Origin of the sequence: Rhodoferax sp. PAMC 29310, from assembly GCF_017948265.1 — a bacterium.
Classification (GTDB): Bacteria; Pseudomonadota; Gammaproteobacteria; order Burkholderiales; family Burkholderiaceae_C; genus Rhodoferax.
The window spans coordinates 1,517,779-1,540,710 of sequence record NZ_CP072852.1 but is presented as its reverse complement, the minus strand read 5'-3'; the positions used below and the strand labels follow the sequence as shown (position 1 = coordinate 1,540,710).

21 protein-coding genes and 2 tRNA genes are annotated in these 22,932 nt (G+C 57.6%); 11 read left to right on the top strand and 12 right to left on the bottom strand.

Annotated features, from left to right (window positions below):
* Positions 1-108: 108 nt before the first annotated feature.
* From J8G15_RS07030 to J8G15_RS07010, 5 genes are all read left to right on the top strand, one after another.
* The gene (locus J8G15_RS07030; RefSeq protein WP_240538471.1) at positions 109-801 is read left to right on the top strand and encodes an alpha/beta fold hydrolase; all 693 of its coding nucleotides are present in this window, start codon (positions 109-111) and stop codon (positions 799-801) included.
* A 95-nt stretch (positions 802-896) separates the two neighbouring features.
* Entirely contained in the window at positions 897-1,358 is a 462-nt protein-coding gene (locus J8G15_RS07025) for a Spy/CpxP family protein refolding chaperone (protein WP_210546791.1), read from the top strand.
* Between the two features lie 5 nt (positions 1,359-1,363).
* Entirely contained in the window at positions 1,364-1,669 is a 306-nt protein-coding gene (locus J8G15_RS07020) for a hypothetical protein (RefSeq protein WP_210546790.1), read from the top strand.
* The gene (locus J8G15_RS07015; protein WP_210546789.1) at positions 1,651-2,349 is read left to right on the top strand and encodes a response regulator transcription factor; all 699 of its coding nucleotides are present in this window, start codon (positions 1,651-1,653) and stop codon (positions 2,347-2,349) included. Before J8G15_RS07020 ends, J8G15_RS07015 begins: the two co-directional genes overlap by 19 nt.
* Complete coding sequence (locus J8G15_RS07010) at positions 2,346-3,722, top strand: HAMP domain-containing sensor histidine kinase (RefSeq protein WP_210546788.1); 1,377 nt, start codon at positions 2,346-2,348, stop codon at positions 3,720-3,722. Before J8G15_RS07015 ends, J8G15_RS07010 begins: the two co-directional genes overlap by 4 nt.
* Before the next feature lie 352 nt (positions 3,723-4,074).
* Here J8G15_RS07010 and J8G15_RS07005 read toward each other — a convergent pair whose 3' ends face one another.
* From J8G15_RS07005 to J8G15_RS06995, 3 genes are read right to left on the bottom strand one after another with little or no spacing between them, the layout of a single operon-like run.
* Positions 4,075-5,022 (bottom strand): PleD family two-component system response regulator, encoded by a 948-nt coding sequence (locus J8G15_RS07005; RefSeq protein WP_210546787.1) that lies wholly within the window; start codon positions 5,020-5,022, stop codon positions 4,075-4,077.
* A gap of 14 nt (positions 5,023-5,036) precedes the next feature.
* Positions 5,037-6,257, bottom strand: coding sequence for an EAL domain-containing protein (locus tag J8G15_RS07000; protein ID WP_210546786.1), 1,221 nt, complete (start codon positions 6,255-6,257; stop codon positions 5,037-5,039).
* Between the two features lie 4 nt (positions 6,258-6,261).
* The gene (locus tag J8G15_RS06995) at positions 6,262-9,291 is read right to left on the bottom strand and encodes a PAS domain S-box protein (RefSeq protein ID WP_210546785.1); all 3,030 of its coding nucleotides are present in this window, start codon (positions 9,289-9,291) and stop codon (positions 6,262-6,264) included.
* A gap of 412 nt (positions 9,292-9,703) precedes the next feature.
* On the opposite strand from J8G15_RS06995, the gene J8G15_RS06990 reads away from it, so the two are divergent.
* Positions 9,704-10,636: an exopolyphosphatase gene (locus J8G15_RS06990; protein ID WP_210546784.1), complete on the top strand. Its 933-nt coding sequence runs from the start codon at positions 9,704-9,706 to the stop codon at positions 10,634-10,636.
* Between the two features lie 121 nt (positions 10,637-10,757).
* Here the strand turns inward: J8G15_RS06990 and mdeB are convergent, their stop codons facing one another.
* Complete coding sequence (gene mdeB, locus J8G15_RS06985; protein ID WP_210546783.1) at positions 10,758-13,433, bottom strand: alpha-ketoglutarate dehydrogenase; 2,676 nt, start codon at positions 13,431-13,433, stop codon at positions 10,758-10,760.
* A 104-nt stretch (positions 13,434-13,537) separates the two neighbouring features.
* Between mdeB and J8G15_RS06980 the strand changes: the two genes are divergently transcribed.
* The 3 genes from J8G15_RS06980 (at position 13,538) to J8G15_RS06970 (ending at position 16,238) form a co-directional block, all read left to right on the top strand.
* Complete coding sequence (locus J8G15_RS06980; RefSeq protein WP_210546782.1) at positions 13,538-14,005, top strand: Lrp/AsnC family transcriptional regulator; 468 nt, start codon at positions 13,538-13,540, stop codon at positions 14,003-14,005.
* An 89-nt stretch (positions 14,006-14,094) separates the two neighbouring features.
* On the top strand, positions 14,095-15,903 hold the full coding sequence (gene arsA, locus J8G15_RS06975; protein WP_370627506.1) for an arsenical pump-driving ATPase: 1,809 nt from the start codon (positions 14,095-14,097) through the stop codon (positions 15,901-15,903).
* Complete coding sequence (locus J8G15_RS06970) at positions 15,900-16,238, top strand: nucleotide pyrophosphohydrolase (RefSeq protein ID WP_210546781.1); 339 nt, start codon at positions 15,900-15,902, stop codon at positions 16,236-16,238. Before arsA ends, J8G15_RS06970 begins: the two co-directional genes overlap by 4 nt.
* An 82-nt stretch (positions 16,239-16,320) precedes the next feature.
* Here J8G15_RS06970 and J8G15_RS06965 read toward each other — a convergent pair whose 3' ends face one another.
* Both J8G15_RS06965 and aat read right to left on the bottom strand, forming a co-directional pair.
* A complete protein-coding gene (locus tag J8G15_RS06965; RefSeq protein WP_210546780.1) occupies positions 16,321-17,091 on the bottom strand; it encodes an arginyltransferase in 771 nt (256 codons plus the stop codon).
* 4 nt (positions 17,092-17,095) lie between these two features.
* The gene (gene aat, locus J8G15_RS06960; RefSeq protein ID WP_210546779.1) at positions 17,096-17,851 is read right to left on the bottom strand and encodes a leucyl/phenylalanyl-tRNA--protein transferase; all 756 of its coding nucleotides are present in this window, start codon (positions 17,849-17,851) and stop codon (positions 17,096-17,098) included.
* Between the two features lie 124 nt (positions 17,852-17,975).
* Here aat and J8G15_RS06955 point away from each other — a divergent pair.
* Together J8G15_RS06955 and J8G15_RS06950 are read left to right on the top strand one after the other, a co-directional pair.
* Positions 17,976-18,052 (top strand) — tRNA-Pro (locus J8G15_RS06955).
* Positions 18,053-18,069: 17 nt separating this feature from the next.
* Positions 18,070-18,146: transfer RNA gene (locus J8G15_RS06950), tRNA-Arg, on the top strand.
* A 122-nt stretch (positions 18,147-18,268) separates the two neighbouring features.
* On the opposite strand, the gene J8G15_RS06945 is transcribed toward J8G15_RS06950, so the two are convergent.
* The 6 genes from J8G15_RS06945 to J8G15_RS06920 form a co-directional block, all read right to left on the bottom strand.
* Positions 18,269-19,144 carry a TIGR00730 family Rossman fold protein gene (locus tag J8G15_RS06945; protein ID WP_210546778.1) on the bottom strand — a complete coding sequence of 292 codons (876 nt, stop codon included), beginning with the start codon at positions 19,142-19,144 and terminating at the stop codon, positions 18,269-18,271.
* A 36-nt stretch (positions 19,145-19,180) separates the two neighbouring features.
* Positions 19,181-19,462, bottom strand: a complete 282-nt coding sequence (locus J8G15_RS06940; RefSeq protein WP_210546777.1) for a YqjK-like family protein — start codon at positions 19,460-19,462, stop codon at positions 19,181-19,183.
* Positions 19,449-19,850, bottom strand: a complete 402-nt coding sequence (locus J8G15_RS06935; protein ID WP_210546776.1) for a phage holin family protein — start codon at positions 19,848-19,850, stop codon at positions 19,449-19,451. The genes J8G15_RS06940 and J8G15_RS06935 overlap by 14 nt, the downstream gene beginning before the upstream one ends.
* A gap of 14 nt (positions 19,851-19,864) precedes the next feature.
* Positions 19,865-20,176, bottom strand: a complete 312-nt coding sequence (locus J8G15_RS06930) for a YqjD family protein (RefSeq protein WP_210546775.1) — start codon at positions 20,174-20,176, stop codon at positions 19,865-19,867.
* Positions 20,177-20,362: 186 nt separating this feature from the next.
* Positions 20,363-21,253, bottom strand: coding sequence for a ribose-phosphate diphosphokinase (locus J8G15_RS06925; protein WP_210546774.1), 891 nt, complete (start codon positions 21,251-21,253; stop codon positions 20,363-20,365).
* Between the two features lie 2 nt (positions 21,254-21,255).
* Positions 21,256-22,815: a thymidine phosphorylase family protein gene (locus J8G15_RS06920; protein ID WP_210546773.1), complete on the bottom strand. Its 1,560-nt coding sequence runs from the start codon at positions 22,813-22,815 to the stop codon at positions 21,256-21,258.
* Positions 22,816-22,932 lie beyond the last annotated feature (117 nt).

Sequence of the window (22,932 nt, the reverse complement as noted above, 5' to 3'; positions counted from 1 at the left end):
CCTTTTTGCTATGTTTATAGTAGCTACTTTTGCATATTGGATAAGGGCTAGAGGCTAATTTGATGGAGAGGTGGGTTGAAGCATAGCTTGATTCTGTTACCGGGTCTGATGTGTGATCAATCCGTTTGGGCGCCCCAAATTCAGGCGCTCATCGGCATCGCTGATTGCACAGTGCCTGACTATGGTCATTTGAATTCACTGAGCGCCATGGCCGAGCAGGTGCTGGCAACAGCACCCACCGAAACCTTCAACCTCGTGGGGCACTCCATGGGTGGGCGGGTGGCGTTGGAGGTCATGCGTCTGGCCCCGCTGCGGTTGCAGCGACTGGCGTTGCTGGACACTGGCGCACACCCCTTGGCTTCTGGCGCGGCAGGTGCGCGTGAACGCACCGCCCGCTTGACCCTCTTGGCGCAAGCGCAATCCCAGGGCATGCGCGCCATGGGCAGCCAACGGGCCCGCGCCATGGTGCATCCCGACCGACGAAGCACGCCGCTTTTTGAACACATTCTGGACATGTTGGAGCGCAGCAGCCCGGCGCAATTTGAGGCGCAAATCAACGCCTTGCTGACGCGCCCGGACGCAACGCCCCTGTTGCCGGCCATCACCTGCCCAACCCTGGTGTTGTGCGGAGAGCAAGACAGCTGGAGTCCACCCGAGCAGCATCAAGCCATGTGCGATGCCTTGCCCAACGCCCAATTGCGGGTGTTGCCCCACTGCGGCCACATGAGCACGCTGGAGCAAGCCGATGCTGTCAGTGACGCGATAGACGCCTGGCTGGCGCGCCCCACCACCTTGAAATAAAACGAAACAAAGCGATACCGCGCCAAGAAGACGCCGCGTCGCTGGCCCGGCACCATAGCGTTCATGTTCAACAGTTCTCTCAAGGAGGAAAAATCATGAAACGCTGGATCAAAAGAACCCTCGTCGGCTTGTTCGGTGCTGCCGTCGTGGTCGGTGGGCTCACCGCGTGTTCGCGCGGTCATCACGGTAGTTGGAGCGACGAAGGTGTGGCCGAGGTCCGAACCAAGGTCGTGAGCAAGATCACCCGAAAACTGGACCTCAATGCCGCACAGCAGCAAAAGCTCGATGCACTGGCCAATGAAATCGTGGCGCAGCGCACGGCCTTTCGGGGTGAGGGTGGCGACCCGCGCGTCGAGATTCCTGCGCTGATTCAAGGCGACAAGTTTGACCGGGTTCGCGCCCAGGCCATGCTGGACCAAAAAACACAGGCCATACAAGGCAACGGACCCAAGGTGTTGACCGCGCTGGCCGATTTTTATGACAGCCTGAGCGCGGAGCAGCAAAAAGAAGTGCGTGAGTTGCAAGAGCGCCGCCGTGGCTGGTTCCGCGGGCACTAAGCCCCATGGCCGCTCGTCTTTGGCAAGGCTTGGTCGATGAGGTTCGTTGTCACGGCCCGGCATTGCTGGGCGGTCTTGAAGAGCCTCATGCCGAGTTATTGGCTTTGATCTGGGGCCCGCGGTTTGACCGTCAGCAGGCACATAGCCTCTTGACGGTCAAACCCGTTCAACGCGGCACGTTGATGAACGCGGTGACGCAAGCGGCTGATTGTTATGACGCTTTAGACACCGCGCAGCAGCACCGGCTGCGGCGCTTGATCGTGCGTCATCAGCGCAGGTGTCACAATTTCCCATGCCACGAATTCTCCTGATTGACGACGATGCCGAACTCGGTGGGCCGCTCACCGCCTACCTGCATCGCTTTGGTATGAGTCTGGAGTGCGCCATACGGCCCAGCACCGGTCTGGCCCTGCTGCGGGGCGGTGGGTTTGACGCCGCCATTCTGGACGTGATGCTGCCGGAGATGGACGGCTTTGAGCTGTGCCGCACCCTGCGGGCCGAGAGCGATATTCCCATCATCATGCTGACTGCGCGCGGCGAGTTGACCGACCGGGTCGTAGGGTTGGAACTGGGGGCGGACGACTATTTGCCCAAACCCTTTGAGCCACGTGAACTGGTGGCCCGCCTTCAGACGGTCATGCGCCGCCGCTCAGCGGCGCAGTTGGCGCCGTCACCCAGCAGTGCGCCTGCTCCCTTGATGTTTGACGGTTTGGCGCTGGACCCCACCACCCGGCAAGTCCATCGCCAGGGCGACTTGCTGGAGTTGACCAGCACCGAGTTTGATTTGCTGCACCTGCTGGCTGCAGCACCGGGCAAGGTATTCAGCCGAGACGACATCCTGAACCAGCTGCGCGGCCATGACGCCGAGTTGTTCACTCGCGCGGTGGACATTGTGGTGAGCCGCCTGCGTAAAAAGCTGGAGCCGCTGGACTGCATCAAAACCCAACGCAACGTCGGCTACTCCCTGGCGCTGCGCCCGCAACAAACATGACAAACGCCAATACGGCCACGACTTCCGGGTGGCGGCGTGGCTTGCGCGCCGTGCGCCATTCCTTGCGCTGGCGCTTGGTGTTGGTGTTTTTGGTTCTGGCCCTGTTCATGAGTATCACCATGCTGGCCAGCCTGCAAAACGCGTTTACGCTGGGTTGGCGGGAGGCGGCGCGCCCCTTGTTAATGGACTATGTCGATCATCTGGCCCATGACATTGGCTCGCCACCGAACCAGGTTCAGGCCCAAGCGCTGGTCCAGCGCTTGCCCATTACCGTATCCATTCAGGGCCCCGTACTCAACTGGCAGTCGCATCCCAACCACCGACAGGCTGCCTGGCAAGTAGTCAGCCCGCGGCAGCCAGACTGGGAGAAGGAAAAGTGGGGCGGCGACAAAAACTGGGCCAGGTTGCTAACCCGCACCACGGCAGACGGCCACACCATCGTGTTTGGCATTGACGACGGCGCGTTTGAGCGCCGCCCCAAGCTGGTGCTGTTTGCCCTGGGCGCCTTGCTGCTGCTCACCCTACTGGCCTACTTGTACGTTCGTCGGCTGCTTCGTCCACTAGGCGGCATTCGCGCGGGGGCCATGCGCTTTGGCGCCGGCAACTTTGCCCAGCCCATTGCCATCCCCCACGCCCGCCACCCGGACGAGTTGGGTGAACTCGCGGCGACCGTTAACACCATGGGCAGTGACATTCACCACATGCTGGAGGCCAAGCGCACCTTGTTGCTGGCCATCAGTCATGAGCTGCGCAGCCCGCTGACCCGCGCCCGCTTGAACACCGAACTGCTGCCTGACACGATTGAGGTCACCCCCAGCCGAGACGCCTTGCTGCGCGACCTGGCCTTGATGCGCGACTTGATCACCGACCTGCTGGAAAGCGAACGCCTTGCCAGCCCCCATGCCGCGTTGCAGCGCGAGCCCACCGACCTGCTAGCACTGGTGGCCGAAGTGGTGCGAGGCTTGCCAGGCGGGGAGGGCGTTGAGCAGGCGTTGGCGCCTAACTTGCCCGCGTTGGCACTGGATGTCACCCGCGTTCGGCTACTGGTGCGCAATTTGCTGGACAACGCCTTGCGCCACAGCAATCAAGCCAGTCGCCCGCCCTGCATCAGCATTCAAGCGCTGGAAGGGGCGACGGGGCAGGGCGTTGAAATCAACGTGCGAGATTTCGGCCCTGGCGTGCCAGAAGATCAGTTGAGCAAGTTGGCCCAGCCCTTTTACCGCCCCGACTCAGCCCGCCAGCGCAGCACCGGTGGCGTCGGGCTTGGCCTGTACCTTTGCAAGCTGGTGGCCCAGGCCCACGGAGGTACGTTCTCAATCAGCAACGCGCAGCCCGGGTTGAGCGTGACGCTGGTCTTTCCAGCGACGCAATAACACCGGGCACGGGTGAGACAGCGCCGGTGCGAGACTATGGCGCGCAAGCGGGCGTCCACGAATGACCGGCTCCAGGAAGTCCAATTCAAAAATATTCGTTGCGCATATCAGCCCGGCGTTTGCACTTCCTGGTCTGCCGGGTCGATAAATCGACAGATTGTTTTCAAACAATCTCACCCTAGAATTAACGCGGTGGGTCAGCAACCGACACATGGGCGACTTCCCCCAGACACGCCGCAAGTTCATATCGAGATAACGCGGTTTTATGCCGCCGAACATTTTTGTCGCTTTGAGTTGGGTTGGCGAGAGTGGCTCAAGACCGTGGATCAGTTCAGCGGCTTGGGTACACGAATCAACGGTCATTCAATACCTGTACCACTTTGGCAAGCAGGGCGCCTCGCTCGAACGGTTTGACTACAAAGCCCGAAGCGCCGATTCTCATACTCTCTGTCACGACCTGCCTGTCACTCTGGCCGGTGACCATGATCACCGCAATGTCAGCGAGGCGCCGGGTGGCTTTTATTCGTCGCATCACCTCAACACCATCCATCCCTGGCATCCGTACATCCATGAGAATCAAGTCGGGGTGCACCCGACGCAGCTGAGCTAGTGCGTCCAGACCACTGGCCGCAAAATATAACTCGTAGTGTTTTGGGTTAAAAACGCTTGCCAAAATCTTCCACTGGAATTCATCGTCATCCACGATCAGCAGCACTGGGCGAACGCGTTCAGCCAAAGCGCTCAGTGTGCGAACCGAGTCTAGGTGCGGGGCACACGCTTGTGTGAAATCATCGCTTCTCGACGACGGCTGTGAAAGCAAGCTCTCCAACCCCCCTAAGCGTCGCGCCGATGCTGCAAACTGTGTCACCGTAGGTTCGCCGTATTTGATGGCAGCGGGCCCGCTCAGCGCCTGGTGAACCGCCAAATTCAGCCGTAACATGTCGTAGGCCATCGGCCAATAAAGCACGTAGTCGTCGAAATGCCGCTGTTTGCACAATTCGTAGACCGGCTTGACATCATCCTTGTCACAAAGAATGATGGTGCGGTGAGGTCGCTGTTGTATCGAGGGGCACAGGCGATAGAGTCCGAGGTAATAACTCTTGGCCTTCTCCAGTTTGTTGAAGGCCAGCACCAGCACGTCGGGCTGATGGCGCTCGAAGTCGTCGGTGGCCGCCCGCGGATTGGTGGACGTCATGACGTGCTTGAATTCTTCATCCAGATTCTTGCGTACCGTAGCGGCGTCAGAAACGCTATCCGTAGCAATCAAAATGTTGCCGGGGTTTGCAGCGGGCGTGGACATGGTGGTCGAGCTACTCAGACCAGACCGGCTGCGGGATCTCTCAGCCGTTGATTCCAACTTTCAATCCAGGCGGGCAATTCGGCGGCCGGCATGGGCCGGGCGATGAAGTACCCCTGCGCCAAGTCACAGCCGCTACGGCGCAAAAAGTTCCAATCCTCTCGGTCCTCCACCCCTTCAGCGACCACTTCCATTCCAATTTGGTGTGCCATATGGAGGCTGGCGTCGAAGATCGCGCTTAATGTGTCATTTTCCCAAGCGCGATGCACAAAGCTGCGGTCGATCTTCAATTCGTTGAAGGGCAGGTCCCGCAATTGCGAAAGTGAGGAGTGTCCGGTGCCGAAATCGTCAATCGACAGTCGAAACCGCTTCAGGCGCAACCGGGTCAGAAGCTCCAGCGGCGTGCGCAGATCTTCCATCAAGCGACTTTCCGTGACTTCAAGCACGACAACGCTTGGGGGCACGCCGACAACGGCAGCCTGGTCGGCAATGAAATTGGCGAAATCGAGCGTTCTCAGGTTGTCCATCGACAAGTTGACCGCCACCCGCAGGGCCAGAGCAGCGTCGTTCCAGACCTTAGTCTGTGCCAGCGCCTCCATCAGCACAACGCGGGTCAATGCATCAATCTGGCCGTTCGCTTCAGCCACGCCGATGAACTGATCGGGAAATACCAGACCGTCAACGGGATGTCGCCAGCGCACCAGGGTCTCGACACCGACCACGCGCCCGTCGGCGACGGCCACCTTGGGTTGGTAGTAGTTCACCAGTTCACCGTTGGCGATGGCGGCCGCCAGCGTGTCAGCGTCGTACTGCACATTGGCCGAATGGGGTCGCGTCACCTTAGGTGGCTTCCACGGGTCCAACAAGGCTGCCAGCGCCTCGTAGGACGCCGGTTTGTTTAAATGACCGATGAGCCCAATGCCGTGCGCGCGTACCAGTGTGCTGGCGGCCTGCATCAGGCGCTCATCTTCCCCGCTGACGAGGATGAGACTGCCCTCAAAACGCTGCTCACCAAGTTGGCGAACAAATTCGATGCCGTCGATTTCCGGCATATTGAGGTCAAGGAGGATCAGGTCTGGCTCTCCCAATGGCCCTGCCAGCGCTTTGAGCGCCTCATGCCCATTGGTATAGGCCCATGGACTCGAAAAGCCGAGGTTTTCCAACTGGCGACCCAGCAGCTTGAGCATGAAGGGCTCGTCGTCGACCAACATGACCTTGAGGGTAGTCTTTTGACGCATCATCTTATTCTTGAGCCTCCATGTGTGTCATCAGTGACTTTAGCGCAAATTCGACTGCTTCCATCTCGGCTGCAAATCGGACCTGCAATACGTCCAGCGCAGGTCCGTCACCGGCCTTGGCTGCAGATTCGAGTTCGGTGCACAACTCACCCAGCGCCAGCGCGCCCACGGCGCGTGCTGAGGACTTGAGCTTGTGCGCCAAGTCGCCCGCGTGCGAAGTGTTCGCTGCGGCGAAGGCGGCGTGAAGCTCGATTGCGATGGCGCTGGCGCTGGCCTGGAAATCGGCCAGAAACTCATGCAGCAACTCCGGATCGTCACCAATCAATGCCGCCAGTTCGGATACATCCACGGGCCCCTTCTTTGTGGTGGGTGGGGTTGTGCTTTTTCCGAGAGCGATTAACTCGGTGCCAGGGACCCGGTTTGGCAACCATTTCTGCAGCATCATCTCCAGTTCGACCAGCGAAGTCGGCTTGGTCAGAAAGTCGTCCATGCCAGCCTTCGGGCAGAGCTCCAACTCTCCGGCAAGTGCATTCGCGGTCCAGGCGATGATCGGAGTGTGGGCACGCGCGTCATCAGCCTCGAGCTTCCGTATGGCCTTTGCCAGCGTATAGCCATCCATCTTCGGCATATGACAGTCGGTGATGATCAGGCTGAACCGGTTCTCCCTCCACTTCTCGAGCCCGGCCTCGCCGTTCTCTGCGGTTTCGGCACGCAAACCGATCAGTCCGAGTTGAGTCGCCATGAGCCTTCGGTTGACCCGGTGATCATCCACCACGAGAACGAACGGTGCATCGGCTTTTGCTGCAACCGCAGCATAGGAAGAATGACTTGGCGTGATCCTCACGGAGGAGGCCATCGGCAACGGCTCAGGAGCCGTCGCTGTGACAGGCAAGTTGAGCGTGATACCAAAAGTTGAACCTTGGTCCGGCGCACTGACCAAATCGATTTCCCCATCCATCATGACCGCCAGACGACGGCAGATTGATAGCCCCAGTCCGGTCCCCCCGTACATGCGGGCCGTGTCGACACTCCCCTGGCTGTAGTTCTGGAACAGGAGTTGCTGGACCTCTTTTGTAATACCGATGCCTGTGTCCACGACGGAAAAACGCACTCGCTCGCTACCATTTTTTCGCTCGAGAAGTTCGGCCCGCACCTCGATGCGCCCCTTGGGTGTGAACTTGATGGCGTTGCTGACAAAGTTGTTGAGCACCTGCGAGAGTCGCATCGGGTCGACAATATGCGCTGGACTGAGGCGTGCATCAACGTGCTGTTCAAGTACCAGGCTTTTGGCGCTGGCCACACCTGCATAGGTACGCAACACCCCCGACACGACCTGGGCAATCGAGACGGGTTGCGGAGAAAGTTCCAGTTTCCCGGCCTCGATCTTGGACCAGTCAAGTACATCATTCACGATTCGCAACAGACTCTGCCCAGAGTCCATCGCGTATTGCACCGTTTCGCGCTGGTCATCACTGAGCGGCGTGAGCCCCAGAAGTTCCAACATGCCGATCAGCCCGCCAAGCGGCGTGCGAATTTCATGACTCATCGTGGCGAGGAAAGAGTCTTTGGCGAGGTTGGCCATATCCGCAGTATCCCGGGCGGCGATCACTGCCAACTCCACCCGCTTGCGCTCGGTGATGTCCGCGCGGATCGCAATGTATTGGACGATATTGCCGTGGTCATCGAGGAACGGGATGATTGTTACGGCCACCCAGTAGTACGTATCGTCCTTCGCGCGGTTCTTGATCTCGCCGTTCCATACCCCCCCGTTCCGGATGGTCTGCCAAAAATCGTTGAAAAAGGCTTCTGAATGATGTCCAGAGTTGATGATGCGGTGGTTCTGACCGATCAACTCTTCCCGGGTAAATTTCGAAAGCACGCAGAACTTTTCGTTGACGTACGTAATGGTGCCGTTTGCATCGGTCGTGGAGACGATGGCGTGCTGGTCGAGCGCAGCCTTGAAGTCACTCAGTTCTTTCATGCTCTTGGCTATCTGTTCGCCAGCTGTCTTGCTCGCAGTAATATCGCGCACGACGGCGATGTAGTGAGATTCTCCGTCCAGTTGCATCGGGCGAATTGAAAGCTCCATCGGGAACGTACTACCATCCCCGCGCAGACCGATGACCTCCCGTCTGCTGCCGACAACGCGCGCCTCAGCGGTTTCATGTTCACGTCCAAGGGCACCTGCATACTTGCTGTAATAAGGCTCCGGCATGAGCTTCTTCATGTTGTACCCGACGACATCCTTGGCGCTATAGCCGAAAATACGCTCTGCAGCCGGGTTAAAAGTCTCGAAATTGCCACGCGCGTCAACCGTGATGATTCCGTCCGCCGCAGTGTCAAGAATCGACTGTATGCGCACATTCGACTGCTCAAGCGATTGTGATGTCACCTTGACGGCCTGAATCTGTCGTCGAATCAGCAGAAAGGCGAAGAATAGCAACGCCGTTAACACTAGTCCGGAGATGGCAGTTAATGTGGTCAAATTTTTACGCAGACGCTGCTGGAGAAAGGTACGCGTCTCCAGAAACCCGCGTTCCTGTTCTTCCATCTCGGCCAGCAACTGGCGCAAGCGCGTTCGTGTTGCCCTCATCGGACTTGTCACTATGTATGCGTTCGCCGCTTCCAAGCCTTCAGTCTGGACCAGCAGTGACGAACGAAGGGCAATGGCAAGACGTTGGGCTACCACCGCGCGTAATTGTGTCAAACGCTCTTGCTGGCCGGGATTGTCGGTGGTTAGTTCCTGGATCCGGTCCAGCTGCTTTTCCCGTTTTGAGAACGTCGCGTCACGTTCGAGGAGTTCCGCTGCATCGCCCGAAGTCCTGTAGCTTTGCCCGTTTAGCTCAATCTGAATCGTGTCAGACCTTATCTGAATAAGACCTTCAATTACCTCTTGGGTGTACGCCACCCGTATTGCCGAGGTAATCTCGTCTCGTTCTATTTTCCAGATCGCCGTAGTCAGTACCGCGACCATCAGCGCGGCCGCAGCGAAGATGGTCAAAAGCTTGTTTTGAAGGGCTGCTTTAACGGTCATTAATTCTTATCGATACTTGCTTCGGCGCCAGGTTGGCGTGCCATGCAGGACGCATGTTGCACAGTCAATTATCACGTATCGTACGGTATGCCGCGCAAGAGCTGTTTTATGGCTCTTTGCAAAAAATAAGGCGGATGAGATGAACTTCCGCATGAGTCTCATGCGTCTTCGAGGGAGGCCTCCCCCTCACCAATGGTTACTGACATTGGTGAGTATTTGCGAGGGCGGACCTTGCGAAAAAATACTTGAGAAAGTCATGGTCATCCGCCTGTGAAAAAGCGAGTCAAAGAGGTTCGTTGAGAGTGGCAAACGTGTCACCCCAGAACGATGTACGCGTTCTTCTGCGTTCCGATAAAACGGATTGCAGATTGCGTCTGCATGCCGGTTTTTATTTGCCATGCAAAGGACAGTCATGAGCCAAGATAAGTTCCGCCTAGTTACCCGTAGCGATTTCGATAGTTTGGTGTGTGCCATGCTGTTGAATGAACTGGATCTGATCGACGACATCAAGTTTGTTCACCCGAAAGATATGCAGGACGGCAAGGTTGACATCACCAGCCGTGACATCACGATCAACCTGCCTTATGTGGCCGCTGCCCACATTGCCTTTGATCACCATGAGTCCGAGTCGATTCGCAACACCGGTGAGCGCCCCAACCATCTGATTTCAGCCTCGGCCTCTTCGGCGGCGCGCGTGGTTTACGACTATTACGGCGGCGCCAAGGCCTTTCCGGGCATCACCGTGGAAATGATGGATGCGGTGGACAAAGCTGATTCGGCTCAGTTCAGCCACGACGAAGTTTTGAATCCAGCCGACTGGGTGATGTTGAACTACCTGATGGATTCGCGCACCGGCTTGGGGCGCTTCCGTGATTTCCGCATCAGCAACTACCAGCTGATGATGGATTTGATCAAGCACTGTCGCAACCATGGCATCAAGGACATTTTGGCCTTGCCTGACGTGGTTGAGCGCATGGACATTTACAACGCCCACGCTGACAAGGCGCGCGAGCAGTTGCTGCGTTGCAGCACGGTGCATCAAAACTTGGTGGTGTTGGACTTGCGTGACGAAGAAACCATCTGGGCCACCAACCGTTTTATGATTTATGCGCTGTTCCCGCAGTGCAATATTTCGATCCATGTGCTGTGGGGTCTGCAAAAGCAGAACACCGTGTTTGCCACACGCAAGTCCATCCTCGACCGCAGCAGCAAAACCCATGTGGGCGAGTTGATGCTGGCGTACGGCGGCGGTGGCCACAACGCTGCCGGCACCTACCAGGTGGACAACGATCAGGCCAGCGTGGTGCTGCCAGCACTGATTCAGCGCATCAATGCGGATGCGTGAGCATGCCTGAAGCGATTCGTTGAGCACCAAGCTTCTGGCGTTTCACATACGCGCGAAATGTTGAATGGCGGAGGGCGGAAAGCCCTGATCCATACAATTCCAGCAGCGTGCACCGCGGGTCTCAGACCTCGCTGGCGCCCACCGCCGCCAAAGCCGCACGCACCACACTGCTGGCGTCCACACCAAAGAACTCACGCAGCGCGGCCCGGGTGTCACTGCGGCCAAAGCCGTCAGTACCCAACGTGGTGTAACTGCGTCCCGGTGGCAAATAAGCCCGAACGGTCTCCGGCACGGCCCGCACATAGTCGGTGGCGGCAATGATGGGCCCGCGGCTGTTCGCCAGTTGGGTTGCCAAGAACGACGGGGCGCTGGGGTCGGCCGCTTCGCTGGCCATGCCCTGGCGTGCCAACTCACTCCAGCTGGTCACGCTGAACACATCCACCTCAAAGCCCTGATCAGCCAGTTGCTCTGCGGCTTTGATGACCTCGGTCAGAATCGCACCCGAGCCCAGCAAGGTGATATTTTTAAGTGTTTTAGGGCTCTGGCGACCGTCCGGTTTGCGGGAGTAGCTAGTAAAGTGATAGCAACCACGTATCACATCAGCCGCTGCGCCTTCTGGCAGGCTGGGCTGGGCGTAGTTCTCGTTCATCATGGTGATGTAGTAGAAAATGTCTTTTTGATCGACCAGCATGTCACGCATGCCCTGGTCCACGATCACCGCCAGTTCACCTGCAAAAGCCGGGTCATAGGCTTTGCAGTTGGGAATGGTGGCGGCCATCAAATGGCTGGTGCCGTCCTGGTGCTGCAAGCCTTCGCCGCCCAAGGTGGTGCGCCCTGAGGTGGCGCCCAACAAAAAGCCGCGGGCGCGCTGGTCAGCTGCGGCCCAGATCTGGTCGCCCACGCGCTGAAAGCCGAACATGGAGTAGTAGATGTAGAAGGGCAACATGGCCAAACCGTGCACGCTGTAGCTGGTGGCGGCCGCCGTCCAGCTGGCCAGTGCGCCGGCCTCAGAAATGCCTTCTTCCAGAATCTGGCCATCCATGGCTTCGCGGTAGCTGAGCACCGAGCCAATGTCTTCCGGGGCGTAGCGCTGGCCCACACTGGAATAGATGCCCACCTGTTTGAACAAGTTGGCCATGCCAAAGGTGCGCGCCTCGTCGGCCACGATGGGCACAATGCGGGGGCCCAGGGCTTTGTCTTTGAGCAAATTGGCCAGCATGCGCACAAAGGCCATGGTGGTGCTCATCTCTTTGCCTTCGGCCTGCAGGGCAAACTGGGCGTAGCTGGCCATGGGCGGTACCGTCACGGTGTCCACCGCCGTGTAACGCTTGGGCAGGTAGCCACCTAAGGTTTGGCGCTTTTGGTGCATGTACTGCATCTCCACGCTGTCCTCGGCGGGTTTGTAGAACTCCAACCGGGTGACTTGTTCGTCGGTCATGGGCAGGTTGAAGCGGTTGCGAAACGCGATCAGATCGGTCTCGTCAAACTTCTTCTGGCTGTGTGTGGTCATCTTGCCTTGGCCGGCGCTGCCCATGCCGTAGCCTTTTTTGGTCTGCGCCAGAATCACGGTCGGCTGGCCTTTGTGGGCGGCAGCAGCGGCATAAGCGGCGTGAATCTTGACGATGTCGTGGCCGCCCCGCTTGAGGCGGTCGATCTGCTCATCGGTCATGCCTTGCGCCAGGCGTTGCAACTCTTCGTTCTGGCCAAAGAAGGTGTCGCGGTTGAAGCGTCCGTCTTTGGCGGCAAAGGTCTGCATCTGGCCGTCCACCGTGTTGGCAAAGGCGCGCGCCAAAGCGCCGGTGGTGTCACGGGCAAACAGGCCGTCCCAGTCGCTGCCCCACACGAGTTTGATCACGTTCCAGCCGGCACCGGCAAAGAGCTTTTCCAGCTCGTCAATGATGCGGCCATTGCCGCGCACCGGGCCGTCCAGGCGCTGCAGGTTGCAGTTAACCACCCAGACCAGGTTGTCCAGCCCTTCACGGGCGGCCAGCGTCAACGCGCTCATGCTCTCGGGCTCGTCCATCTCGCCGTCACCAAACACGCCCCACACCTTGCGGCCTTCGCAGCTGAGCAACTGGCGGTGGGTGAGGTAGCGCATGAAGCGGGCGTGGTAAATGGAGCTGATGGGACCAATGCCCATCGAGCCCGTGGGGAACTGCCAAAAATCAGGCATCAAATAGGGGTGCGGGTAGCTGCACAAGCCGCGTGCCAAGCCACTTTGCAGTGCGGCTTCGGGGTCCAAGGCGCCCACGGCCTTGGCGGCGGGGGAGGTGAGTTCTTGGCGGTAATGCAACAAGTCGTCGGCACTCAGGCGGCCTTCCAGGAAGGCGCGGGCATAAACGCCTGGGGCGCTGTGGGGTTGGAAGAAGACCAGATCGCCCAGCTGCGAGGTGGCGTCGCTGCGGGCGTGAAAGAAATGGTTGTAGCCCACTTCAAACAAGTCAGCAGCGCTGGCGTAGCTGGCAATGTGGCCACCCAATTCACCATAGGCCTGGTTGGCACGCACCACCATGGCCAGGGCGTTCCAGCGCATGAGCGAGCCCAGTCGCTCTTCAACGGCCAAGTCGCCGGGGAAGACCGGTTGCTGGTCCACACCAATGCTGTTGACGTAGGGCGTGCACAACTCGGGTTGCCAGCCCACGCGCTGAGTGCGAGCTTGGCGTGCCAGTGCGTCAAGCACAAAGCGGGCGCGCTCGGGGCCTTGGGCGGCGACCAGCGCAGAGAAGGCGTCGCGCCATTCGGCGGTCTCCTGAGGGTCAAGGTCTGTCACGGGCGATGAAGTGAAGTGAGAGTTCATGGTGTTCACTGTACAAAAAATCGTGCCAAATAGGCTGCCTATCTCGCACCTTTTTTAGCTGATGAAAGGCATAAAATTCTGATAAATCAACTTTTTAAAGCGTTATGAACCTCGATAGTATTGATCTTCGAATTTTGGACCAGCTTCAAAGAGATGGTTCGATCTCCAATGTGGAGCTGGCCAAGCGTGTCCACTTGAGTCCGTCGCCGTGCTTGGCACGCGTCAAAGCGCTGGAAAAGACGGGCGTCATTGATCGCTACGTGGCCATTGCCAGCGCGTCCAAACTGGGTTTGAGTTTGAATGTGTTCATCTCCATCAGCCTGAAATCGCAGAGCAAAGCATCACTGGCCGACTTTGAGCGCAGCATTGCCGAACACGACGAGGTGATGGAGTGCTACTTGATGACCGGGGATTCGGACTACCTGATTCGCGTGGCGGTGGCCGACATTGCTGCGCTGGAGCGCTTCATTCTGGATCAGCTCAGTCCGATTGCCGGCATTGAAAAAATCCGCTCCAGCTTTGCACTCAAACAAGTTCGCTACAAAACGGCGCTACCGCTGCCATTGCCTTGAGTGGCGCACGGCGGTGACGTCTTGCGCAGAGGGTCATGCCGTTGATGCAGGTCAAGCGTCGTCAAGGATGGCTGTGTCATGCTGATCGCATGATGCCCACTGACTCTACCCTCACAACGCTTGATTTTCTGAATTCACCCACGCGGTTTTTGTTTTTCACCGGCAAGGGCGGGGTAGGCAAGACCTCGCTTGCCACCGCAGCGGCTCTGGCGCTGGCCGATGCCGGAAAGCATGTGTTGCTGGTCAGCACCGATGCGGCGTCCAATTTGGACGAAATGCTGGGTGTGACCCTGTCCAACCAGGCCGTTCCCGTGCCTGGCGCAACCAATTTGAGTGTGCTCAATATTGACCCGGATGCCGCTGCCGAATCCTATCGCCAGCGGGTGCTTGCCCAACTGGAAGCCGATGCCAGTGAAGATGAGCGCAACACGGTGCGCGAGCAGCTTTCTGGAGCTTGCACCACGGAGATTGCCGCGTTTGACGAATTCGCGGCCCTACTTGCCACGCAGGACGCCGCCTACGAACATGTGGTTTTTGACACCGCGCCAACCGGCCACACCTTGCGGCTTCTGAGTTTGCCCAAGGCGTGGGCGGGCTTTCTGGCCGGCAATGATCGTGGCGCCTCCTGCCTAGGGCCGCATTCCGGCTTGAAGATGCAGGAAGCCCGGTTCAACGCGGCCTTGCGGGCGTTGAGCGATCCGAGCCTGACCACGGTGGTGCTGGTCACCCGGCCTGATCCGCGGCCCATGCTGGAGGCTGCGCGTACCTCGGATGAACTTCGCACGCTGGGCTTGGGTAACCAACGACTGGTGATCAACGGGGTGTTCCATGCCAGCATGCCAAACGATCCCGTCGCCAAAGCGGTGGAAACCTTGGGCCAGGAGGCAATGGCCCACATGCCCGACGCGCTGGCCAATTTGCCGCGAGATGAAGTGCCCTTGCGAGCCTTCGATACGGTTGGGCTTGCTGCCCTGCGCGCCTTGTTAGGCGGGAGCCAAGCAAAGGCGCCAGAGAAGCCAGCGACCTCGGCCGACTATCACCCTTTGCCCGCTGAGTCGCTGGCAAAGTTGGCCGATGAACTGGCAGCCACGGGCAGTGGCCTCATCATGGTGATGGGCAAGGGCGGCGTTGGCAAGACGACCATTGCAGCCGCCTTGGCCGTGGGACTGGTGCAGCGCGGTCACAGTGTGCATCTCACGACCACCGATCCGGCCGCCCATGTGGCTCAGGCCTTGGGTGGCAGCCTGCCCGGGCTGCAGGTTGACCGTATCGACCCCAAGGCTGAAACGCAGGCCTACATTTACAAAATCATGTCCTCGCGTGGCAAAGAATTGGACGATCAGGGCCGGGCGTTGTTGTTGGAAGATCTGCAGTCACCCTGCACCGAAGAGGTTGCGGTGTTCCACGCCTTCAGCCGGGTGGTGAATGAGGCGCGTACGGCTTTTGTGGTGTTGGACACGGCGCCCACCGGCCATAGCCTGCTGCTGATGGACGCCACCGGCGCTTACCACCGCCAGATGACGCGCCAGTACGATGGCAGTGCCAACGCCAAACACATCATCACCCCCCTGATGCGCCTGCAGGACGCCACCATGACGCGCGTGTTGATCGTTACCCTGCCGGAAGTGACCCCAGTCAGTCAGGCCGCAGCCCTGCAGGACGACCTGCGCCGCGCGCGTATTGAGCCTTGGGCGTGGGTGATCAACAAAAGCGTGAGCGTCACCGGCACTGCCGATCCTTTGCTAAAGGCTCGGCTGCACGGGGAGCGTCGCCAGTTAGATCGCATCGCCAACGGCTTGGCCAAGCGGACGTTTGTACTGCCCTGGTTGCCAGAGTCGCCGGTTGGCGTTGACGCGCTGGCGGCGCTGACCCGCCCGACCGATCAAAATGATGCATGAGCCAAGACATTCAAACCCTCACCCATGCGCTGCGAGAATTCGCCCTTGCCAGAAATTGGGCACAGTTTCACGCCCCTAAAAACTTGGCAGCCGCGTTAAGTGTGGAAGCGGCCGAGTTGCTTGAGCATTTTCAGTGGCTGACCGAAGCGCAGAGTCATAACCTCGATGCACCAAAGAAAGCAGAGGTCGCGGCTGAGGCTGCGGACGTGTTGCTGTACCTACTTCAGCTCTGCGACAAATTGGACATTGATCTCTTGGATGCAGCGCGTCAGAAAATGGTGGTTAACGCTGTCAAATACCCCGTGGCTGAGGCAAGGCAAGGTGAGGTGAGGTGAGGTGCATTCAAAGCCGCTTTACGAAATAAAGCACCGGCGGTAGGAATCACAACCCCCGCAGACTCGCTCGCCGACGAACTGCTTAACCAGTGGCAAGCAATGAATCAGCGAGGTGTAGTTCTCCGTCGACCCACGCGCCGTTCGATCGAACCTGCGACGGGTGAAACTTCATTTTGTAGCTCATCTTTTGGCACTCCTTGATCCAGTACCCAAGGTAGACGTGAGGCAAGTTCAAGGTCCGCGCTTGCTCAATCTGCCACAAGACGTTGTAGGTCCCGTAATTGCAGCCCGGTTCGGGTTCGTAGTAGGTGTAAACCGCCGACAGGCCATCGTCCAGCAGATCGAGAATGGAAACCATCTTCAAGTCACCGGTAGAGCCATCCGCCAGTACCTCGTGAAATTCAACAAGGCGCGAGTTGACTCGGCTTTGAAGCAGGAACTGAGCGTACTGGTCAACGTTGTCCTCGTCCATGCCTCCACCGGCGTGGCGGCCATTTTGGTAGCGGAGGTAGAGGTCGTAATGTTCTTGAATAAAGCAAAGTTCCAACACCCGGGCCTGAAGCCCGGCGTGTTGAGCCCAAGCTCGGCGCTGGCTTCTGTCGGGTTTGAATTCCTGGGTCAGGACTCTAAGAGGCAGGCAGGCAGAGCAACTATCGCAATAGGGGCGATAAGTAAACATGCCGCTGCGCCGAAAGCCTTGGCTGGCCAACTCAGAATAGGTAGTGCTGTTGATCAGGTGGCTGGGGGTGGCCACTTGGGAGCGCGCTTGCTTCCCGGGCAGGTAGCTGCAAGGATAAGAAGCAGTCGCGTAGAACTGCAGCGTTTGAAGCGGGAGTTCCTTGAGATGGGTCACGTTGCTAAGTCACGCTGGGTATGAGTTGCTGCCAGTATAGAGGGTCAAATTTCCAGTCCGGCGGGATCCGGGTAATGTGGTTCTGGAGCTGACTCAGGAATTCGCTGCGCGGGATTTCCCGAGCGCCGAGCGAGTTCAGGTGTTTGGTGTTTTGCTGGCAGTCAATATGGGCAATCTCATGCCGCCTGCAAAAGGCCACCAACGCGGCGAGTGCAATTTTTGAAGAGTCACTTGACCGGCTGAACATTGATTCACCAAACACGTAGTGACCAATGGACACGCAGTACAGCCCACCCTGGAGTTGGCCGTCAACCCAAGTTTCGACACTGTGCGCGAAACCCGCCTGATGCAAGGCGACATAGGCTTCGATCATTTCATTCACGATCCAGGTGCCAGACTGTCCACCCCGTGGACTTGCTGAGCACGATTGGATGACTTCTCGAAACGAGGAGTCGATGCGAATCTCACAAGCAGTGTTCGCGCGAAATTTCTCAATGGTTTTCTTGAACGAGCGATGCAGCTTGAAGTCAGCAACATCCAACACCATGCGAGGCGTGGGACTCCACCACAGGACGGGCTGGTCGCCGCTGTACCAAGGGAAGATGCCGGATGAATATGCGCGCAACAAGGTTTCAACGTCTAAGCTCCCGCCGGCCGCCAATAGTCCGGGGGCGCCAGTCGCTTCGTCCCAGGTGAGATTAACGTTCGGGAAGGCTTGTCCGTTTTCAAGCCAGGGGATGGGCGGGTGACTCGATTTCATTAGGAGACTATAGGTCCGCGGACCGAGGGATTTTCCCAGATTTGGCGATGATTTAAAAAAATGAAGCCCAATTGCCTTGTTTCTGTCAAACTGGTGGTTTTGACCGGCTACAATACACTCAAGTCGGGGCGTAGCGCAGCCTGGTAGCGCATCTGGTTTGGGACCAGAGGGTCGAAGGTTCGAATCCTTTCGCCCCGACCATCAATTTCTCTCGATCTCTGCCCGTAGCTCAGTTGGATAGAGCAACAGCCTTCTAAGCTGTGGGTCGGGGGTTCGATCCCCTCCGGGCAGACCACCTTGATCTGCTGATAGAGATGGATCAAAAACTAACCCGACAAGTTGAATGCTTCTCGGGTTTTTTTGCGTCCTACTCTGATTCAGCTTCACACCGATGCAATCGCAATGAAGCTGGTTTTGCTATAGCCCGTAGAACGAACTAATCGTATCCCAGGCCAGTTGTGGGTCATCCACATAGGTGATCAGATCCATGTCTTCTGGCGAAATAACGCCTTCTTCCAGCAGAACGTCCGTATTGAGCAAGCGTTTCCAATACTCGGTACCAAACAGAATGATGGGCACTGGCTTGGCTTTGCCGGTTTGGACCAAAGTAATGACTTCAAACAATTCATCGAGTGTGCCGAACCCACCAGGAAACGCGACTAACGCTTTGGCACGCATCATGAAATGCATCTTGCGTAGCGCGAAGTAGTGAAACTTGAAGCTCAGCGTGGGCGTGACATAGGGGTTTGCACTTTGCTCATGGGGGAGTGCAATGTTCAAGCCCACGCTCATGGAGCCGACTTCGTGAGCACCTCGGTTGGCGGCTTCCATGATGCCGGGGCCGCCACCTGTGGCGATGAATAAGCGCTCTTCGGGTCGCCGATGCATGCTGAAGGTGGCCACAATGCGGGCAAACAACCGTGCTTGGTCGTAGTAGTGGGCGTTGCGCATTTGTCGCTCGGCCACTTTGAGTTCGATCGGGTCACCACTTTTCTGGGCTGCAGCGAGCGCTCTCTGCGCATCCTCTGGAGCAGGGAATCGGGCGCTCCCAAAAACCACAATGGTGTTGTCAATTCCCTGTTCTGTTTGGTCAAGGTCGGGTTTCAGCATTTCAAGCTGAAATCGAATGCCGCGTGATTCGCGGCGCAACAAAAACTCAGGGTCGGCAAACGCCAGTCGATAGGCGTCGGGCTCAAGGGGGTTGCCTTGATCGGCATGACTTTGCAATTCTGCCCAAGCATCTGCAAGGCGTCGCTCGGTCAGTTGTTGGGGGGGGACTTTTTTCTTGCTCATGATGCTTATTGTGCGCCATTCCCACAACTGAAAACCTTAGCGATTGAGTAGCTTTTGGGCCTTTTTAAAACTAATCCAACCCCACCACATTCGGCCGCCCCAAGTCAGCACACGACTGGGTTTGAGCACGATGAGAACCGTGACGGCTGCAATAGGCCATTGAGGGTGACCGTAAAGCCACTGCATGCCATCACGAACCTGGTCTGCGAGTGCCAAGGGTCGCTGAATCACATGCGACTGGTTGGCCAGGGATTCGCGCAGTAATTCACTTCGCGCCAACAGGCGCTGCTGGCGTGCCAGCAAGTCAGTGTGGCTCATTGTTAGTTTGCGGCCGCAATGCGGCTTGGTCCTGTTTGAGTTCGCTCAAACTGGCATTAAACATGGTGCTCTGATTGCGAACTTTTTTCCTGGCGCGGAGGGCCAAAACAGCGCCCATGGCAATAAACAACACCGACAACAAGCCAATGGCTGCGAGTCGATAGCCGTCCCAAAGCAGCAAAATGATGAAGCCACATAAGAGTGTTAGGCCAACACCTATGCACAGCAGTGCTATGGCACCCCAAAAAAGGCCATCGAAAAGTCTGCGCTTTTCCCGCTCTACTTCAGTGCCAACGAGTTCAAGACGGACCTGTGCGATCTCCAGCGCCGTACTGAGCAGTTGTTTTATCGAGTTAAAAAACCCGCTTTCGCGGGTGGTGTTTTGCATCTGAGCGGATTTGTTTAGCGGCGGCTGATCAGCATGCCGATCAACAGGCCAACACCCGCGCCAATTCCAACGGCTTTCCAGGGGTTTTCGTGAACAAACTCGTCCGTCGCATGGCCGGCCTCTTTGGCTTTGGCCACAGCTGCAACTTGCAGGTGAATCAGTTCTGCCTTCGCCTGGTTCATGCGCTGCTGTACACGGTTGCGCAAACCGGCTGCGCTCTCACCTGCCTCATCAGCTGTCATTTTGAGCAGTTCTTCGGCGTCCGAGATCACTACTCGCAGGTCAGTCATCAGTTTGTCTTTTTGTGTATCGGACATATCATTCATTGTTAGTTCTCTTTTAAGTAAAGAATCATTCTAGGATATCAATTGGCGCATCAAAGAGGATGACATAAGTCAAGCCGAGACTTGTAGGGCTGTTCTTGTTATACCTGTGCGTATAGATTCAAGTGTTTAACGCAGCTCGTTGAGTTTTTGCGACATGGTGGCAGTCGGTAATTACTTGTCTCACCGCTACGCAGTCGCCAGTGCCGCCAATGTTTGCGAAATAAGGGGGGCGACACTCACGGCGTTGCTACTGTGATAAACGCAGTCCGTGCTCCAGATGTTTTGAATGTCTGCGTCCCGCAGAACCTGCATCGCGTTGCCGGCGAATAGAGCGTGGGTGACCGCAACGTCTACTGACGCAGCACCAGCTGAGAGCAATAGACGCGCTGTTTGAGCGACTGTTTGACCGGTGCTGGCGATGTCGTCCAGAAGGACGACAGGGCGACCTGTGACCGTGATTGGTGGCAGGCTCACTGCCACATTGTGGTCACCATGCCGTACTTTTTTGCAGACGGCGTGCTCAAAGCCATGCCGAGCGGCAGCCAGTGCAATCCACGGGGCAGACTCCTCATCCGGTCCGATAAGCACGGGGTTCGTCCGATGTGTTGCTACAAAGTCCGCCAACAGAGGTGCTGCGCTGAGCACCACAGCCTTGGCCGCCGGAATGGCCTCTTGCAGCGTTTTCACTCGGTGCAAGTGGGGGTCGATTGTGATCACGGTGTCGAAAAGTTCAGCCAGAAATTTTCCGATGATGCGTTGACTGATCGCCTCGCCTGGCTGAAAAGCAATGTCCTGCCGCATGTAGGCGAGGTAGGGAGCAACCAAGGTCAAATGGTGTGCACCCAGCAGCCGGGCGGTTTTGGCGGCCAGAAGCAATTCAATCAACTTGTCATTGGGTTGATTGAGGGAGCGCAAAATGACAACACGACGTGGCATAGCATCTGGCACACGTAGTTTCGTTTCTCCATCCGGAAATTGATGGCGCTCCACTTTGGCAAGATCGAAACCGGACGCCCGTGAAATGCGCTCGCCGAGGTCTGTCTCATCGGAGAAGCACAGCAAAAGATCGCGCGTCATCGTTAAAACTCCACAAAAACGTGAGGTAAGTCGCTAGCCTGGCCGATGGTGAAGCCAGTAGATTTGGCACAGGCCTGCCGGGCAAACTCCAGGTCGCTTTGGTATTCGGCGTGGATCCGGTACAAGACATCTCCGATAGAAACGATGGCCCCAAGTTTGTGAAACAGGTCAACCCCTGCACCGACCACTTTGGGCGCTCCAGCCAACCGCGCGATACGGGCAATTTGCAAATTGTCAATGCCGGTGACGACACCGGCTTTAGTGGCCGTCACCTCAAAACTAAGTGTTCCAAGTTGGGGCGCATTGTGGTCAAACTGATTTTGACCCTGCGCTTTGATGATCATGTTCATTTTCGCCAAAGCGCGCCCGGAGTCCAGGATGTCGCGGGCAATGGCAAAGCCGTCTCCGCCTCGCACATCCGGGTGACACTCAATGAGCCGGCCTGCCAGTCGCAATGACTTTTGGCGCAAATCGTCTGGCGCTCTGGGGTCGTTTTCTAATACACGCATCACGTCGCGTGCTTCCAGCATAGGGCCAATTCCATAGCCAATCGGCTGGCGACCATCAGTGATGATCACGTCCAGCGACAAATGCATGCGATGAGCGACATACTCGAACAAACGGCGCAGCCGTTGCGCATCGGGCATTGAGCGGACTTTGGCGGTCGGTCCAATTGGGATGTCCAGAACCAGATGCGTGGATCCGGCCGCAATTTTTTTGGAAAGAATGGATGCGACCATTTGACCCGCGGAGTCAATGCCCAGTGGACGTTCGACGGAGATCAGGACGTCGTCTGCGGGAGAAAGGTGGGCTGTTCCACCCCAGGCCAGGCAGGCTCGGTGCTGGCGCACGATGTCTTCCAACTGGGCAAAGGGCAGTTCAACGTTAGCCAATACTTCCATGGTGTCGGCCGTTCCGGCTGGGGATGTGATAGCTCTAGAGGATGTTTTGGGGCAGAGCAGGCCATGGGCGGCAACGATGGGGACGATCAGCATTGACGTACGGTTGCCAGGAATACCACCAATGCAGTGCTTGTCGACCACAAGACTTTCATGCCAGTCCAGTCGGCGCCCGCTGGCAACCATGGCATCGGTCAAGAAATAGACTTCCTCTCGGTCAAGTTCATCTCGCTGGGAGGCAACGATAAACGCCGTTAGCTCAATCTTGGAGTACCGCAGCGCCGCTATGTCCCGAATGATGGCGTGAAAGTCATCCAAACCTAGGCGTTCTCCGGCAATTTTCCGACGTAGTGCATCGATGGAAGCAGCTGGTTCCGCTTGGGAGATCGACGCCACGTGGCCGTCTTCGATAGCCAACTGGGAAAAGGCGTCTTCGGACAGGCCTAATTCGTTGCAGCTCACGATGGCTGGATCGTCGACGACATTCAGAGTGGCCAGGATGTGGCCACCATTGGCGCGAATCTCCACCTTTGACAAGGCCTGAAATCCTTCGGCCCGATAAACCTCGCAGTCGCGGTGCAGATAGGCCACGTTTTCACGGTAGGTATCAATGGCGACCCGTCGCAAGGTCAATGTAGATGCGATGTTGGGAGTCGTGGTCATGGGGGTAGCCTACACCGGAATGAAGAACTTGTGCTCAAAGCGCCAACTCCTTTGCTTTGCAAAGACACCCCAATGAAAAAAGGCTTCCGAAGAAGCCTTTTTGACTAAGCACGCAGC